The following is a 15,585-nucleotide window of genomic DNA, read 5'->3' as shown; positions in this document are numbered from 1 at the left end:
GGTACGGCCAAGAGTCACCGCACTCCGTCAGGGGCCCGGGCGCACGTCGCCCGGGCCCCTGGTCGTGCGAGCGGTCGGGCGATGTGCTCGCTTCTCAGGCGATGTGCTCGCTCTCCATCTCCTGGCGGAAGCGGGCGCGGAAGTCGCGTACGTACGTCCGCAGGTAGTTCTCGCTGAGCGGGCCGGTGCCGTCCCGGCCCGTGACGCCGTAGTTGTTGAGCAGGTAGCGCGCGAACTGGTGGGCGTCGGGCATGTCGTTCCTGTCGGCGACGTACGCCCGGAACGCCTCGTAGAACTGCTCGTCGCGCGGCAGCCCCTCGGAGAGCTGCTCGGTCGGCACGACCGGCTCGGGGACGGGCTCGGGCGCCGGCGCGGGCATCGGTACGGTCGCGCCCGCGGTACCGAGCGGGCGGCTGCGGCCGGGGCCCACGGGGATCGTGAGGGAGGAGGCGGGCTCGTCGTCCTGGTGCTGCGGCACGGGCTCGACGGTCCTGGCGGGCTCCGCGAGCTCTACGGGCTCTGCGAGCTCGGTGTGCTCGACGGCCTCCACCGGTACGGGATGCTCCCGGGCGGCCGTCGCGTCCAGCGCCGGGCGTACCGGCTCGCGCGCCACCTCGCCGGCCCGTTCCCGGGCCGGATCGATCCCCGCCGCCGCGAGCCCCGCGGGCGCGGTCTCCGACAGCGGTACCCCGTACCGCGCCAGCCGCAGCGGCATCAGCGACTCCACCGGGGCCTTGCGGCGCCACGCGCGTCCGTACCGCGACCGCAGCCGCGCCTGGTACACCAGCCGGTCCTGCTCCAGCTTGATGACCTGCTCGTACGAGCGCAGCTCCCACAGCTTCATGCGGCGCCACAGCCGGAACGTCGAGGGGAAGGCGAGGAGCCAGCGGGAGAGCCGGACGCCCTCCATGTGCTTGTCGGCGGTGAGGTCGGCGATCCGGCCGATCGCGTGCCGCGCGGCCTCGACCGCGACGACGAAGAGGACCGGGATCACCGCGTGCATGCCGACGCCGAGCGGGTCGGGCCAGGCCGCCGCGCCGTTGAAGGCGATCGTCGCGGCCGTCAGCAGCCAGGCGGTCTGGCGCAGCAGCGGGAACGGGATGCGGATCCAGGTGAGCAGCAGGTCCAGCGCCAGGAGGACGACGATGCCCGCGTCGATGCCGATCGGGAAGACGTACGAGAAGGAGCCGAAGCCCTTCTGCTCGGCGAGCGCGCGGACCGCCGAGTACGAACCGGCGAAGCCGATCGCGGCGATGACCAGCGCGCCCGCGACGACCACGCCGATCAGTATTCGGTGCGTACGACTCAAACGCATCGCGGCCACCCGCGATCCCTCCCCGCACTCGGCTGACTGGCCTGATTGGCGCGCCTAGCGTGGCACACCCGTGCAGCCGGGTGCCGGGAGGGCCGCAGGCGTTACGCGAGTGGTACGCCCGCGGTGCGGATATGTGCTTACTTGTTCACCTTGTTGATCTCGTAGACGGCCTGCTTGGCGGCCTCTTCGGCGTCCGCCAGCATCTCCTTGTCGTCCGGAGCCTTCGCGCCGGCCAGGCCCGCACCGTTGAAGTTGATGGTGACCACGGCGTTGGCGGTACGGGCGACGACCGTCTGGTTCTTGAAGTCGTTGCCGTCCTTCTTCAGGTCGTACGTCACCTTGGTCGCCGCGTCGCCGATGCCCTTGGCGGGCTCGCTCTTGACGTTCTTGGCGTCCTTGGTGCCCTTGGCCGCGTCGACCTGCTTGTTGTAGAAGCCGGTCGCCCGCTTGTCGCCGGAGCCCAGCGCGGGGTCGGAGTCGTAACGCTGCAGGTTGACGGCGAGCCAGCGGAACTGCGTGCCGTTGATGCCGCCCTTGCCCTGCCGCTCCTCGCTGCTCCAGGTGCAGGTGCCGTGCGCGGAGGTGTCGCTGCTCTTCCCCTCCTCGCCGCTCTCGTCCTTCACGGCGGGCAGCATCTTCTTGACGCGGTCCTTCGTGATGGCCGTGCAGGGGTCGGGGAGCTTCTTGAACTTGCCCGGTGCCACCTTGGGCGACGAGCTCGGGGCGGCGGACTTGGAGGCGTCGCCGCCCGAGTCCTTGCCCGAGTCGTCGGAGCAGCCGGCGACGAGCATCACCGGTACGGCTGCGCAGGCGAGGTAGCTGGCGAGTCGCTTGGCTGAACGGTGCATGGTTCCTTCGCTGTTCGTCGTCGTGCGAGCGGCCGTTCCGCGCGCAGGGCCCGGGTGGCCCCTGCGACGCACGGTACGCGGCGGACGGGCGCCGGTTGCCGAATTGTGGTGTTACTCGCCGACGGTAACCGGTCAATCCGACCGTAACCGGTCATTCGGTCCAGTGCGCGGCCAGCTCAGCGGCCAGCGCCCGGGCCTTTTCCTGCAGCTCGCGACGGTCGGGAAGGACGGACTTGTCGGTGGACCACTGGTCGTACTCGATGGTCACAATCACATTCGACGAGCGGAACACGACCGTGACGTCGCGGTGCAGGCCGGAGTCGGCCGTGACCAGCGCGTCGTCCAGGAAGGCGGCGTCGCCGACGTCGGCGAGCGGACGCGGCGCGAGGCTCGCGGCGTCGTCGGGGGAGCCGGAACCGGAGGAGCCGGAGGGGTCGGGAGAGCCGGACGCACCGGATGAGCTGGGGGAGTCGCCTTCGGCCGTATGGGTGTCCGAGGGGCGGGTGCCGCTGCCGGAGCCCTTCCCGGAGCCGGTGTCCTGCGCGTCGCCGGGGGTGTTTCCTGCGGTGCTGCCGGCTGTGTCTCCGGTCGTGTCTCCGGCGGTTTCGGAGCCGTCGCGCTGCGCGCTGCCGGCCGGGTCGGCCGAGGAGTCGGCCACGGGGCCCTTGCCGCCGGAGGGGCGGGTGCCGCTGCCCGCGCCGGTACGGCTGTCGGCGTCGCTGCCCGCGCCGCGCCCCGACGTCCCGCCGGACTTCTCGCTCTGCTCGCCCTTGTCCCCGGAGGCGCCCGAGCCCTTGCTCGCGGACGGGGTGGGGGCGCTCGGCGTGCCGCTCGGGATGTGGGCCGCGAGCTCCCGCTTCGCGTACAGCTCCTGCGCCTTGGCGTCGTCGCTGACGGAGCCGTCGTACGACACCACGCGCTGCAGGTCGATGTTGAGGTGGCGGGTGCCCTCGGAGGTCTCCCGCTTCCAGTGGCAGCCGACCCGGCGGTCGGTGTCGAAGGTGACGTCGGCCCGGCCGCGGTAGACCTTGTCGGCCTCCGCGGGGGTCTCCGGGCTGCCGTCGGTGGGCAGCAGGCTGCGCAGCGTCCTCCGGGCGGGCAGCCCGCACGGCTCGGGCAGCGAGTCGAACTCGCCCGGCTCGGCGACGGGCGCCGACGACGTGCTGTCGCCGCCCTTGGCGTCCTCGGCCCCCGTATCGGTGTCCGAGCTGCCGGAGCAGCTGGTGAGCATCGTGGCCAGCGCCACGGCAGCCGCCACGGCGGCCCCTCGTACGGACGACCTTCGCTGCACCGTCCCCGGCTCCTTCCGTACGAAATCCGGTTGCCGCTGAGCAGCGGCTGATGGACACAATGTCTACCGCACGCATCGTCGCACCCGCCGGTCCGTTGTCGCTGATCGGGTGCAATATCCAGCTTTTGCGTTTTCAGCGCTGTGCACTTTTTGCTGGCATCCGATGGCGTTTGCGGTTCTTATTATCGGGATTCATCGGGGGAACGAGGAAGTCATGTCGTACGTGGAAGTGCCCGGCGCGCAGGTCCCGATCCGCATGTGGGCGGATCCGGCCACGGTCGAGGGCGTCGCGCTGCAGCAGCTGCGCAATGTCGCGACGCTGCCGTGGATCAAGGGCCTCGCCGTGATGCCGGACGTGCACTACGGCAAGGGCGCCACGGTCGGGTCGGTCATCGCCATGCACGGCGCGGTCTGCCCGGCGGCGGTCGGCGTCGACATCGGCTGCGGCATGTCCGCGGTCAAGACCTCCCTGACGGCGAACGACCTGCCCGCCGACCTCTCCCGCCTCCGCTCGAAGATCGAGGAGGCCATTCCGGTGGGCCGCGGCATGCACGACGACCCGGTGGACCCGGGGCGGCTGCACGGCTTCGGGACGGCCGGCTGGGACGACTTCTGGACCCGCTTCGACGGCATCGCGGACGCGGTCAAGTTCCGCCAGGACCGGGCAACGAAGCAGATGGGAACGCTCGGTTCCGGCAATCACTTCATTGAATTCTGCCTTGATTCGGACGACGCCGTCTGGCTGATGCTGCACTCCGGCTCCCGGAACATCGGCAAGGAGCTCGCCGACTTCCACATCGGCGAGGCCCAGAAGCTGCCGCACAACCAGGGCCTGGTCGACCGCGACCTCGCCGTCTTCATCGCGGACACCCCGCAGATGGCGGCGTACCGAAACGACCTCTTCTGGGCGCAGGAGTACGCCAAGCACAACCGCGCGATCATGATGGCCCTTTTCCAGGACGTCGTCCGCAAGGAATTCAAGAAGGCCCGGCCGACCTTTGATCCGGTGATCTCCTGCCACCACAACTACGTGGCGGAGGAGCGGTACGAGGGCATGGATCTGCTGGTCACGCGGAAGGGGGCGATCCGGGCGGGGAGCGGGGACTACGGGATCATTCCGGGGTCGATGGGCACGGGCTCGTACATCGTTCGCGGCCTCGGTAACGAGAAGTCCTTCAACTCGGCCTCGCACGGCGCGGGCCGGAAGATGAGCCGCAACGCCGCGAAGAAGCGTTTCTCCACAAAGGACCTGGAGGAGCAGACGCGGGGCGTGGAGTGCCGTAAGGACTCCGGTGTGGTGGACGAGATCCCCGGCGCGTACAAGCCCATCGAAAAGGTCATCGACCAGCAGCGGGATCTGGTCGAGGTGGTCGCAAAGCTCAAGCAGGTCATCTGCGTGAAGGGCTGAGCTGCAGGGCTGCATGTGATCGATAGCCCCCGCGTCGACAACGGTGCGGGGGCTTTGCCTTCCTCGGCAGGCTGTCCCCGTACCGCAGAGTCCTCTGCTCACCCCATCGCCGTCCGGTCATCCGCGTCGTCTGTGCCGACAGGCGCCCCATCCGGCGTTTCGTCGTTTTCATGGTCTGTCGCACTCCGTCCAAGAGCGCCGATCCATTTGCACGCTGTGTGACCGATAGCTTGAAAGTGACGCTCTGTGCGCTCCGCTTCTGAGAGGGTGCGGGGATTCCGGCTTCCCGGGAAGGGGCGAGCGTCGGGGAGGCGCGCGTGCGCTCGGAGCGTGGCTGGCTCCTGTCGGTGGGGACGGTCGAGGCCGCCGTCGCGGTGGGCGCCGCGCTCTGCCCGGTGCTCTCGTTCTCCATGTTGCTGGTCAGCGGGCCGCTGCTGGCGGCTTACCGGCTGGCCATTCGTGCCACAGGCGTGTTCACCGTTGCCGAGACCCCTGACACCCAGGGCGCCATGTTTCCTCTCGACCACCGGGCCAGGGCAGCCCTGTCCGCCCCTGCCCTCGACCAGGCCCTCGCCGGTCTACTCGGTCTGCTGCACGGCCACGCCGCCGGCAGCACGGACGACGACCTCACCCTGCTCCTCGTCCAGCCCACCGCCGGCCTTCTCGACGGGGCACCCGGCCCGGCGCCGGAGAGCGCGGGCCGGTAACCACCGTTGCGCCCGCCGTGACGCACCGGAGGAGGCACCGGTGTGACGGATGTCCGGCCGGTCGTTTGCCGACAGTTGGGCTGCGGGTACGAACAGGGGCTTTCACGCCGTCCTGCCCCAATATGGCCTGCGGTCATCACAACCGGTCATTCAGTGGTCAGCGGCCACACAGTGTGGCGGAAGACGGCAAGCTGTCCCTTTTCGGAAGGCCCGGAGACGCAGGGAAGGGGACAAGCATGGTCACGCAGAGCCGCCGGGCGGGCAACCTGCCTGCGGAGCCGACGGGGCTGATCGGGCGGCGTGCGGAGCTGGGGCAGGTCCGGCGACTGCTGGGGAGTTCCCGGCTGGTGACGTTGACGGGGGTCGGTGGGGTGGGCAAGACGCGGCTGGCGCTGCGGGCCGCATATGAGGCGCAGCCGTCCCTGTGGGACGGTGCATGGTGGGTGGACCTCTCGGCCCTGCGGAGCGGCCCCCTGCTGGTGCATGCCGTCGCCGAGGCGCTGCCGTTGGCGGACCAGACGACGCGGCCGATGATTGACGTGGTGGCGGAGTATCTGGCGGGCCGTGAGCTGCTGTTGGTGCTGGACACCTGTGAGCATCTGGTGGATGAGTGCGCGCTGGTGGTCGAGGCGTTGCTGGCGGCGGCGCCGGGGCTGCGGATCCTGGTGACCAGCCGCCGCCCGTTGGGCGTTTTTCCGGAGCGGCTTTTGACGGTCGCGCCGCTGCCGGTCGAGGAGGGGGAGGGGAACGACGGCGGCGCGGATGCGGTTGCTCTGCTGACCGCACGAGCGGCCGAGGCGGTGTCGGGTTTCGCCGTCACGGACGTCGCCCGTCCCGAGCTCGTACGGCTGTGCCGTCGTCTGGACGGTCTGCCGCTCGCCCTCGAGCTGGCTGCCGCCCGTCTGCGCGACCTGTCCGTGGCGGAGCTGACCGAGCGTCTGGAGGACCGCTTCGCCGTGCTGGGCACCACCGATGAGGTGGTGCACGAGGCCGATCCGCCCTGGCACCAGGCCCTGCGCACGGCGATCGGCTGGAGCCACGAGCTGTGCAGCCCGGCTGAGCGGCTGTTCTGGGCTCGGCTGTCGGTGTTCGCGGGCGGCTTCGACGCCGAGGCGGCCGGTGCGGTGTGCGCCGACGGGCGCCTTCCCGAGGACACGATCGAGGGCCTGCTGGCCGGGCTGGCGGACAAATCCCTCCTCACGCCCGCCCCGGGCGGCGGCCCCGGGCCGCGCTACCGGATGCTGGACACCATCCGCGAGTTCGGCGCCTTCTGGCTGCGCAATCTGGGCGAGGAACACACCATGCGCCACCGCCACCGAGAGCACTACCGGGCGCTGGCCCACCAAGCGGAGGCCGCCTGGATCGGGCCGGACCAAGTCACCTGGTACGAAAGGACGGTGGCCGAGCACGCCAACCTCCGCGCCGCGCTGGACTTCTGCCTCGCCGAACAGGACGGGCACACCGCCGTGGAACTGGGCGGGGCACTGTGGTTCCTCTGGTTCGCCTGCGGCTTCGCCCGAGAAGGCCAGCACTACCTGGACCAGGCCCTGGCCCTCAACACCGATCCCGGGCCGGCCCGCGCCCGGGCCCTGTGGGCCCGCGGCATCGTCGCCGCCGCCCAGGGCGACCCCGAGACCATCCTCGGTGTCGCCGACGCCTTCCGCGAGGCCACCGCGCACGAGGCCGACGAGACCAGCCGGGCTGCCGCGGCCGTTCTCGAAGGTCAAGGTCTCACGCTGAGCGGTCAGCTGTCGCGCGGTGTCGAGGCGTTCGAGGCGGCCCCGCGCCGCCCGCCGGTCGGCGGGCGGTATCGCGCGGCGTGGTTCATGGTGCGGGCCGGACGGGCCATCGTCCACGTCTTCCTCGGGGAGTTCGCGGAAGCCGCGGCCGTCGCCGACGACTTGTGCGCCGAGTGCGCCCGGCGTGGCGAGACCTGGGCCCGCGCCTGGGGCGAGTACATGCGTGCCCTCGCCGCACAGGGACTGGGACGGGCGGAGGAGGCCGCGGCCCATGCCCGCACCGCCCTCGACGGCAAACGCCGCTTCCGGGACAGCCTCGCCATCGCCATGGCCATCGACCTGCTCGCCTCCGCCGCGGTCGCCGCCGAGCAGGCTGAGCACGCCGCCCGGCTCCTGGGCATCGCCGAGCAGACCTGGCACACCATCGGCACCCCCCAGATGGGCGTCGACGGACTCGTCGCCGCGCGCAACGCCTGCGAGCAGCAGGCCCGCCGCCTCATCGGCGACGACGCTTACAAGAACGCCTTCCACACCGGCTACGACGCTGCCCCGGACGCCGCCATCGCCTACGCCCTCACCCCGCCGGCCTCTGTTCCACCACACGACACGGCCCCGTGATCACCAACCGACGCGACCTCGGGTGCGGTCCTGTGCCGCGAGCCGCACGCATTCCAGTCGTATCCGTTCGTCGGATACGAGATCCTTGGTTTTCAACCGCCTCCGCAGCTCGGCGAAGGGCTACCTGGAACGCCTGGGCACGATGGCCGGGGCATCTGCGACGCCGATGGCAATGGCCTCATCGATCAGCGCGAGTTCATCACCATGTACATCCGCACCTTGGGTGCCGACCCCGAAGCCCTTGCGGCCGCTTTCACACAGCTCGACATCGACGGTGACGGTTCCCTCAACAGCCAGGGGACCCGCAAGGCCACCGAGGAGTACTGCACCAGCGAAGACCCGCAGGCTCCGAGCAACTGGCTCTTCGGCTCCTTCTCGTGAGCTGAGTCGGAGATTCTTCGACGAGTCACACCAGACCAACGACGACCTTCGACTCAGGACACCAGTGCCAAACCGAGGGCCCGGTCCGGTGCTAGCGCGTTACGGATGGACCGACCGCGCTGACGTGAGGGCAGCGACGACGATCTTCAGGTCCGCTCACCGTGTCCCTCCTATACATCTTCCCGCCACCACAACTACGTGGCCGAGGAGCGTTACGAGGGCATAAATCTGCTGGTCACGCGGAAGGGGGCGATCCGGGCGGGGAGCGGGGACTACGGGATCATTCCGGGGTCGATGGGCACGGGCTCGTACATTGTCCGCGGCCTCGGTAACGAGGAGTCCTTCGACTCGGCGTTGCACGGCGCGGGCCGGTGAGGTGCAGAGCCTTGTGTGAGCGATGAGCCCCGGGCCGGGAAGTGTCCGGGGCTCAGGGTGTTTCCAGGCTCAGGACGTAGGCGATGCCGGTGTCGATGTCGGTTTCCTGGCCTTTGCTGTGGGCGGCTTCGTAGGAGGCGTCGCCGAGGGCGGCGCGGACCGGGCGTTCGCAGGCTTGGCGGGCCGCGATCAATCCCGGGATTCCTGCCTGTGCCCGGCCGAAGGAGCTCCAGACATTGTCGGCGATGCCGAGCAGCCGCGCGGCCTGCTCCGGATCGGCTGCCGCCAGGGCGGAGGCCAGCGTCTCCAGGGTCATGGCCGTCCCGAGGGTGTCGTGCAGCCGCCATTTCATGCGCAGGGCCTCGGTGCCGTGCCGGAGTGCCGCTGCCGGATCGCCGGTGCCCATGGCCGCGGCCGACAGGCAGTACAGGGCGTAGGCGCGGTACCACTGCTCGCCGACCTGTTCGCACTCCCTGCGCAGGATGTCAGCGGTCGTGGTGAGCGGGGCGAACGCACGCAGGTTGAGGTAAGCGATCGTCACGCTGCACAGCGCCATGAATCTGACGGTCGGGACGTCGGCGCCGAATGCGGGCGACCGCACGGCCGCACCCAGCAGCGCGACCGCTTCGTCGGACCGGCCGTTCGCGGCGTAGCGCGCTCCCTTCAGCGTGGCCGCGCCCGCCGCCGTCGTCGGGTCGCCGAGCCGGTCTGCCAGGACCGCGCAGGCACTGTCCATTACGGCGGCGACCTCCCGGTCTCCCTGGGCGATCGCCACCATTCCGCAGGCCCACAGCGCCCAGAACCGCTCCGGGCTGCGGTCACCGATCGGTGCCTTGTCGAGGGCCCGCCCCAGATAGTGGCGGCCCTCCCGCTGAAAGCCGTAGCAGAACCAGAAGAACCACAGGTCACCCGTCATCTCCAGCGCGTAGCGCGGGTCCGGGTCGGCGAGGCAGCACTCCAGGGCCGCGCGGAGGTTGGCGTACTCGGCGGTGGAACGGTCGTACCAGGCGACCTGCTGGGCCGCCGGCCACTCCCGGTGGCCGGTGCGGGCGAGCCAGCGGTAGTAGTCCCGGTGCCGCCGGTGCAGCCGTCGCTCCTCGCCGAGCCCGCACAGCCACTCCTGGCCGAACTCGCGGACCGTGTCCAGCATCCAGTACCGCGTGCCCCGGGGTGTTTCCGTCTGCTGCAGCACCGACTTGTCCGCGAGGGAGGACAGCAGGCCGGCCGTCCGGTCACTGTCGAGCGGACCGCCGGAGCAGACCCAGGCGACCGCCTCCTCCTCGAAGCCGCCGGCGAACGCCGAAAGCCGCGCCCACAGCAGCCGTTCGAGTGGGGCGCACAGCTCGTGGCTCCAGCCGATCGTCGTGCGCAGCGCCTGGTGCCGAGGCTCGCCCTGACGGCCCGGCCCGTCTCCCGCGGTGAGCGTCTCGAAGCGGGTGTGCAGGCGCTGCCGGAGCTGGTCCAGGGGCATTTCCGGCAGCCGGGCGGCGGCCAGCTCGATCGCGAGCGGGATGCCTTCCAGGCGGGTACAGATGTCGGCGATCGCCGCGCCGTCCTGCTCCGTGAGAACCGTCCGGGGGGCGGCCGCGGCGGCGCGTTCTCTGAACAGCACCTCCGCGTCGGCGGGTGCTGCTCCGTGGCGGGGCCCCGCCACGGTGACGGGGAGCGGGGGTACGGAGACCACGCACTCGTCCGGGGCCCGCAGAGGGCAGCGGCTGCTGGCCAGGATGTGCACTCCGGGCGCCGCGGCCAGCAGCTGCTGTGCGAAGTCGGCGCAGCCGGCGGCGAGGTGTTCGCAGCAGTCCAGGATCAGCAGCAGCCGCTTGTCCGACAGCCAGCCGGTCACCACCTCAACCGCGGGCCGGGTGGACTGGTCGGCCAGCCGGAGCGCTTCGTACACGGCGAGCGGGAGCGAGGCCACGTCCTTGAGAGGGGAGAGTTCGACCAGCCATACCCCGTCGGGAAAGGCGGCCCGGGCCTCGGCTCCGGCGCGCTGTGCCAGGCGGGTCTTGCCCACCCCGCCGACCCCGGTCAGCGTCACCAGCCGATCGGTGAGCAACAGGTCGCCCATGGCACTCAGTTCGGCCTCGCGCCCGACGAAACTCGTCGCTTCGGACGGCAGGTTCCCCGCCTGTTGGCCCTGCCGGGAATTCCCCATGGCGCACCCCTCCCCGTTCGGTACCGCGCCGCCTGCCCCGAGTCTGGCCCGTCGGCACCGCCCCGGCCGCCGGATGCCATGACCTGCCCGTTTATGCCCGCAGGACGCTCACGCGAGCGCACCGACGCGACACTCCCGGCCAGCTCCCGCCCTGATTCGATCAACCGGTCCCGGTCCCGGTCGCAGGTGCCCACCACGGAGACGCTGAAAGGGGCGGAGCGGCAGGGCCGAAGGGCCGGGCCCCGGTGGGGGCCCGGCCCTTCGGATGCAGCGAATGTGACGGGTGGGACGTGGGTCAGGCAGCAGGCTGGGCCGGCGGCACCGGGCCGGCCGGGGCGCCCGCCTGGTACAGGGCGAGCCAGGTGGTGGGGTTGACCACGCCGTTCGGGACGAGGTCGTGGTCGGACTGGAAGTGGGCCACGGCCGCCATCGTGTTGGCGTCGAAGGTGCCGCTGAGGTTGTTCCAGCCCAGGTACTGGCGGTTGGCCAGCAGGCACTGGACCTGGGAGACCTGGTCGCCGGCCGCGCCGAGGGCGACGGTGCTGCGGTCCTCGGAGAAGGCACAGGCAGCGGGGCCGTGCACGACGTTGTCGCCCATTGCGGCGGAGGCGGGGGTGGCGAGCAGGCCGGTGGTCAACAGGCCAGCGCCGGCGGCCAGTACGGCCGCACGCTTGAAGGCCCTGCCGGGCCTGCGGAAACGGGGGGTGGGGATACGGAAAGTGCTCACGCTGCCCCCGTGCCCGGTAACGGGAAAATCATGTGGAGTGATGGTTGTGGATCTTGTGAAGGTCCGCCGTCCGAGGTGTACCGATGTGGCGCGCGGGGCACACCGCGCGCCGCTCTACGCGTCCGCCGGGTACCAGCGCAGCTCGACGGTGTTGCCGTCCGGGTCCTGGACGTAGAGGGACTCGGCGGTGCCGCGGGCACCGAAGCGCTTGCCGGGGCCGTCGAGGACGGTGAACACCCCGGAGTCGATGACCTGTTGCCAGTCCAGGGGCGCGACGACCAGGCAGAGGTGGTCGACGTTCCGGCCGGAGCCGGCCGCGCCGGCCGCGTCCTCGGGGGCTCGTACCAGGTCGATGATGGTCGTCGGGCTCACCCGGACGGACGGGAACGGCACCTCGCCGGCCCGCCATGCGTCCACCCGGACCGGTTCGAGGCCGAGCGGCCCGCAGTAGAAGTCCAGCGCGCGTTCGACGTCGGCGACGTTGAGGACCAGGTGGTCGAAGGCGGTGACGGTCACGGGAGCGGGGGTGGCGGGCATGGGGTGTTCCTTCCCTGGGAGTCGGACCGGTCAGGACTCGCGGTGGACCTTCGTGTTGGACGCCTGGGCGCGCGGGCGGACGACGAGGAGGTCGATGTTGACGTGGGCGGGGCGGGCGACCGCCCAGGCGATCGTCTCGGCCACGTCCTCGGCGGTCAGCGGCTCGGCGACGCCCTGGTACACCTTGGCGGCCTTCGCCTCGTCGCCGCGGAAGCGGGTGAGCGCGAACTCGTCGGTCTTCACCATGCCGGGGGCGATCTCGATGACGCGTACGGGTTCGCCGCACAGCTCCAGGCGGAGCGTCTCGGTGAGGACGTGTGCGCCGTGCTTGGCGGCCACGTAACCGCCGCCGCCCTCGTACGTGCCGTGCCCGGCGGTCGAGGAGAGGACGACGACCGTGCCGTCGCCGGTGGCGGTCAGCGCGGGCAGCAGCGCCTGCACCACGTTGAGTACGCCGAGGACGTTGACCTCGTACATCGCGCGCCAGTCGGCCGGGTCGGCGGTGGCCACCGGGTCGGTGCCGAGCGCGCCGCCCGCGTTGGCGACCAGGACGTCGCAGCGGTCCAGGGAGGCCGCGAAGGCGTCGACGGCGGCGCGGTCGGTGACGTCCAGGGCGTACGCCTCGGCGTGCGGGAGCTCGGCGGCCAGCTCCTCGATGCGGTCCTTGCGGCGCGCGGCGAGGATCACTCGGTAACCGGCCTCGGCGAGCTGCCGGGCGGTCGCGGCACCGATGCCACTGCTCGCTCCGGTGACGACGGCGGTACGGTCGGCGGCGGGCATAAGTGCTCCTCGGCGTACGGGCGTACGGATGTACGAGTGGGCGGTACCGCGGTCAGGATATGCGCAGTTGAACCGGTGGTCCTGGCCGTTTTACCGTCCCCGCGGCGCGTACATGATCAGGGCCATGCCGGCCAGGCAGACCAGGGCGCCGGTGATGTCCCAGCGGTCGGGGCGGTAGCCGTCCGCGACCATGCCCCAGACCAGCGAGCCGGCGACGAAGACGCCCCCGTACGCGGCGAGGATGCGGCCGAAGTCGGCGTCCGGCTGGAGCGTGGCGACGAAGCCGTACGCGCCCAGGGCCAGGACGCCCGCGCCCGCCCAGAGCCAGCCGCGGCTCTCCCGTACGCCCTGCCAGACCAGCCAGGCGCCGCCGATCTCCAGGAGCGCGGCGAGGACGAAGAGCACGGCGGACCGGAAGATCGACATACGGGCAGCGTATGCCGACCGTCCGGCCCGGCACGGGCCCGGTCGCTCACCCCCGGGCCGACGCCGCCGGCTCCCGCTCCGCAGGGCCCGTCCAGCGCAGCAGGGCCGCCGCCAGGGCGTCCGCGCGGGCCGCGCGGTCCATGGTGTCCGTGGCCCACGCGATGTAGCCGTCCGGGCGGACCAGCAGCGCGGTGCGCCGGTCGCCGCGCCAGGTGCCGTGCACGAGGCGGCTCGCGTCCCGGCCGCCCAGCTCCGGCGACTCGTACGCGGGGGTGATCAGGACGAAGCGGTTGCCGCGCAGCGCTTCGTAGAGGCGGCTGCCGTCCGCGAGGCGGATGTCGGGCGCGCGCCGGCCCGTCAGCGGGTGGTCGCCGCGGTGGCGTCCGTACGCGATGCCGATGCCCGTGATCATCGAGACGGCGCGGTGGGTCACCGGCGGTACCCGCTTGATGAGCTGCGTGGCCAGCATCCGCGCCGCGTGCTGCGCGCGGGTCTGCAGCAGCGCGAACCGGATGAGCGCGCCGCTGGAGCGCAGCACCATGCGGCCCACCGGGTGGCGTTCGGCGTGGTACGTGTCCAGCAGTGCGTCGCCGGCCCGGCCGCGCAGTACGGCGATGAGCTTCCAGCTGAGGTTGGCGGCGTCCTGCAGGCCGGTGTTCATGCCCTGGCCGCCGGCCGGGGAGTGCACGTGGGCCGCGTCGCCCGCGAGGAAGGCCCGGCCGACGCGGTACTCCGGCACCTGCCGCTCGTCGCTGTGGAAGCGGGACATCCAGCGGGCCTCCTGGATGCCGTAGTCGGTGCCGTGGGCGAGCCGGGTGAGCTCGCGGACCTCCGCCAGGCCGACCGGCGCCTTGTCGTCGGCCTGCCGGTGGCGGTGCCAGGCGATCACCCGGTACCAGCCGTCGCCGAAGCCCGCGATGAGGGCGAAGGCGTCGCCGGTGGCCTTGGCGACGAGCGGCGCGGACAGCTCTTCGGTGAGGCGTACGTCGGCGAGTACGACGGACCGGATGACGGCCTTGCCGGGGAACGGCAGGCCGAGCGCCCGGCGGACGCCGCTGTGCACGCCGTCGGTACCGACCAGGTAGGACGCGCGGTGGCCGGCCGTGCCGCCGCCTTCGGTGCGGACCGTGGCCGTGATGCCGTCGGCGTCCTGGTCGATGCCGGTGAGCTCGTGGCCGTACGCGAAGGTCACGCCGGCCTTGCGGGCCCGCTCCTCCAGCACCCGCTCGACCTCGAACTGCGGGGTGACCAGGATGAATGGGAAGCGGGTGGGCAGCCCGGTCGGATCGATCGCGACATCGCCGAACAGCTGGAGCGAGGTCACCGGGTGGCCGGTGTCGATCACTCCCTCGGCGAGGTCACGGGCGTCGAACTGTTCGAGGGTGCGGGCGTGCACGACCAGGGAGCGGGTGAGATTGCTGATCCCGGGGGCGCGGCGCTCCAGCAGGGTGACGTCGAGGCCGGCCTCGGCGAGGTCGCCGGCGAGCAGCAGGCCGGTGGGCCCGGCGCCGACGACCAGGACGTCGGAGGTGGGGTGCGGGGCTGTCGTACGGGTGGTGGTGCCGGTTTCGCGGTTCATGGCCGCCTCCTGAGCCAACGCGTGTTGGTCAACGCTTGTTGGCAACGTACGGCGCCCGCTCTGGCGTGTCAACAGGTGTTGGCCTACGCTTGTTGGCATGCCCGACAGACCCTCTTCCGGTACCGAGTCCCCGGCCCGTCCCCGCCGCTCCGACGCGACCCGCGCCGCGATCCTCGACGCCGCGCGCGACCGCTTCGCCGCCGAGGGGTACGAGCGCGCCACCATCCGGGCCATCGCCCGGGACGCGGGCATCGACCCGTCCATGGTCATGCGCTACTACGGCAACAAGGAGGGCCTGTTCGTCGCCGCCACCGACATCGACCTGCGGATGCCGGACCTGACCGCGGTGGACCGCGACGGGCTGGGCGAGCGGCTGGTGCGCCACTTCCTGGACGTCTGGGAGCACGACGAGCGGCTGACCGGGATGGTGCGGGTCGCCGTGACCGTGGAGGCGGGCGCCGAGCGGCTGCGGTCGGTCTTCCGCGACCAGCTGGCGCCGGTGATCGCGGCGGTCTGCCCGGTGCCGGACGAGGCGGCGGTGCGGGCCGCGCTGGTCGGCTCGCAGATCATCGGGATGGCGATGGCCCGTTACGTCGTCCGGATCCCGCCCGCTACGGGGCTCAGCCACGACGAGGTCGTGGCCTGGCTGGCGCCGACGGTGCAGCGGTATCTGACGGCGGAACGCCCCTGAGGGGC

The 15,585-nt window shown here is 71.6% G+C and carries 14 protein-coding genes and 1 pseudogene; 6 read left to right on the top strand and 9 right to left on the bottom strand.

The features are described from left to right. Nucleotides 1-94: 94 nt before the first annotated feature. The 3 genes from CCS38_RS27450 to CCS38_RS27440 form a co-directional block, all read right to left on the bottom strand. Nucleotides 95-1,315, bottom strand: a complete 1,221-nt coding sequence (locus tag CCS38_RS27450; protein WP_223736033.1) for a DUF2637 domain-containing protein — start codon at nucleotides 1,313-1,315, stop codon at nucleotides 95-97. 137 nt (nucleotides 1,316-1,452) lie between these two features. Next, a complete protein-coding gene (locus CCS38_RS27445; protein WP_223736013.1) occupies nucleotides 1,453-2,163 on the bottom strand; it encodes a DUF3558 family protein in 711 nt (236 codons plus the stop codon). Nucleotides 2,164-2,314: 151 nt separating this feature from the next. Then, complete coding sequence (locus CCS38_RS27440) at nucleotides 2,315-3,421, bottom strand: hypothetical protein (protein ID WP_223736012.1); 1,107 nt, start codon at nucleotides 3,419-3,421, stop codon at nucleotides 2,315-2,317. 247 nt (nucleotides 3,422-3,668) lie between these two features. On the opposite strand from CCS38_RS27440, the gene CCS38_RS27435 reads away from it, so the two are divergent. The 5 genes and pseudogenes from CCS38_RS27435 to CCS38_RS27415 form a co-directional block, all read left to right on the top strand. Continuing rightward, nucleotides 3,669-4,862: an RtcB family protein gene (locus CCS38_RS27435; protein ID WP_223736011.1), complete on the top strand. Its 1,194-nt coding sequence runs from the start codon at nucleotides 3,669-3,671 to the stop codon at nucleotides 4,860-4,862. 317 nt (nucleotides 4,863-5,179) lie between these two features. Continuing rightward, nucleotides 5,180-5,569: a hypothetical protein gene (locus CCS38_RS27430; RefSeq protein WP_223736010.1), complete on the top strand. Its 390-nt coding sequence runs from the start codon at nucleotides 5,180-5,182 to the stop codon at nucleotides 5,567-5,569. A 236-nt stretch (nucleotides 5,570-5,805) separates the two neighbouring features. Next, nucleotides 5,806-7,926, top strand: a complete 2,121-nt coding sequence (locus CCS38_RS27425) for an ATP-binding protein (RefSeq protein ID WP_223736009.1) — start codon at nucleotides 5,806-5,808, stop codon at nucleotides 7,924-7,926. Between the two features lie 204 nt (nucleotides 7,927-8,130). Continuing rightward, nucleotides 8,131-8,307: an EF-hand domain-containing protein gene (locus CCS38_RS27420; RefSeq protein ID WP_223736008.1), complete on the top strand. Its 177-nt coding sequence runs from the start codon at nucleotides 8,131-8,133 to the stop codon at nucleotides 8,305-8,307. Nucleotides 8,308-8,487: 180 nt separating this feature from the next. Continuing rightward, nucleotides 8,488-8,679, top strand: a pseudogene (locus CCS38_RS27415) (RtcB family protein); the annotation flags it as partial. A gap of 55 nt (nucleotides 8,680-8,734) precedes the next feature. On the opposite strand, the gene CCS38_RS27410 reads toward CCS38_RS27415, so the two are convergent. The 6 genes from CCS38_RS27410 to CCS38_RS27385 all read right to left on the bottom strand — a co-directional run bounded on the left by CCS38_RS27410 (nucleotide 8,735) and on the right by CCS38_RS27385 (nucleotide 14,889). Further along, nucleotides 8,735-10,840 (bottom strand): ATP-binding protein, encoded by a 2,106-nt coding sequence (locus CCS38_RS27410; protein ID WP_223736007.1) that lies wholly within the window; start codon nucleotides 10,838-10,840, stop codon nucleotides 8,735-8,737. A gap of 295 nt (nucleotides 10,841-11,135) precedes the next feature. Next, nucleotides 11,136-11,567, bottom strand: a complete 432-nt coding sequence (locus CCS38_RS27405) for a peptidoglycan-binding domain-containing protein (RefSeq protein ID WP_223736006.1) — start codon at nucleotides 11,565-11,567, stop codon at nucleotides 11,136-11,138. 114 nt (nucleotides 11,568-11,681) lie between these two features. Further along, the gene (locus CCS38_RS27400) at nucleotides 11,682-12,083 is read right to left on the bottom strand and encodes a VOC family protein (protein ID WP_223736032.1); all 402 of its coding nucleotides are present in this window, start codon (nucleotides 12,081-12,083) and stop codon (nucleotides 11,682-11,684) included. Nucleotides 12,084-12,134: 51 nt separating this feature from the next. Continuing rightward, entirely contained in the window at nucleotides 12,135-12,884 is a 750-nt protein-coding gene (locus CCS38_RS27395; protein WP_223736005.1) for an SDR family NAD(P)-dependent oxidoreductase, read from the bottom strand. A 90-nt stretch (nucleotides 12,885-12,974) separates the two neighbouring features. Beyond that, a complete protein-coding gene (locus CCS38_RS27390; protein WP_223736004.1) occupies nucleotides 12,975-13,310 on the bottom strand; it encodes a YnfA family protein in 336 nt (111 codons plus the stop codon). A gap of 46 nt (nucleotides 13,311-13,356) precedes the next feature. Then, nucleotides 13,357-14,889 carry an FAD-dependent oxidoreductase gene (locus CCS38_RS27385; RefSeq protein ID WP_223736003.1) on the bottom strand — a complete coding sequence of 511 codons (1,533 nt, stop codon included), beginning with the start codon at nucleotides 14,887-14,889 and terminating at the stop codon, nucleotides 13,357-13,359. Nucleotides 14,890-14,986: 97 nt separating this feature from the next. Between CCS38_RS27385 and CCS38_RS27380 the strand changes: the two genes are divergently transcribed. Next, on the top strand, nucleotides 14,987-15,580 hold the full coding sequence (locus tag CCS38_RS27380; protein WP_223736002.1) for a TetR/AcrR family transcriptional regulator: 594 nt from the start codon (nucleotides 14,987-14,989) through the stop codon (nucleotides 15,578-15,580). The last annotated feature ends 5 nt before the right edge of the window (nucleotides 15,581-15,585 follow it).

The sequence above is a fragment of the Streptomyces purpurogeneiscleroticus genome (assembly GCF_020024005.1).
Lineage (GTDB): Bacteria > Actinomycetota > Actinomycetes > Streptomycetales > Streptomycetaceae > Streptomyces > Streptomyces purpurogeneiscleroticus.
Note: the sequence above shows the minus strand (reverse complement) of the source record. Positions and strands in the feature narration are given on the sequence as shown.

Excerpts from the sequence above, each read along its gene's own strand:
- CCS38_RS27435 (WP_223736011.1), top strand. The coding sequence starts at position 3,669 with ATGTCGTACGTGGAAGTGCCCGGCGCGCAGGTCCCGATCCGCATGTGG.
- CCS38_RS27445 (WP_223736013.1), bottom strand. The coding sequence starts at position 2,163 with ATGCACCGTTCAGCCAAGCGACTCGCCAGCTACCTCGCCTGCGCAGCC.
- CCS38_RS27450 (WP_223736033.1), bottom strand. The coding sequence starts at position 1,315 with ATGCGTTTGAGTCGTACGCACCGAATACTGATCGGCGTGGTCGTCGCG.
- CCS38_RS27380 (WP_223736002.1), top strand. The coding sequence starts at position 14,987 with ATGCCCGACAGACCCTCTTCCGGTACCGAGTCCCCGGCCCGTCCCCGC.
- CCS38_RS27410 (WP_223736007.1), bottom strand. The coding sequence starts at position 10,840 with ATGGGGAATTCCCGGCAGGGCCAACAGGCGGGGAACCTGCCGTCCGAA.
- CCS38_RS27420 (WP_223736008.1), top strand. The coding sequence starts at position 8,131 with ATGTACATCCGCACCTTGGGTGCCGACCCCGAAGCCCTTGCGGCCGCT.
- CCS38_RS27395 (WP_223736005.1), bottom strand. The coding sequence starts at position 12,884 with ATGCCCGCCGCCGACCGTACCGCCGTCGTCACCGGAGCGAGCAGTGGC.
- CCS38_RS27425 (WP_223736009.1), top strand. The coding sequence starts at position 5,806 with ATGGTCACGCAGAGCCGCCGGGCGGGCAACCTGCCTGCGGAGCCGACG.
- CCS38_RS27385 (WP_223736003.1), bottom strand. The coding sequence starts at position 14,889 with ATGAACCGCGAAACCGGCACCACCACCCGTACGACAGCCCCGCACCCC.
- CCS38_RS27390 (WP_223736004.1), bottom strand. The coding sequence starts at position 13,310 with ATGTCGATCTTCCGGTCCGCCGTGCTCTTCGTCCTCGCCGCGCTCCTG.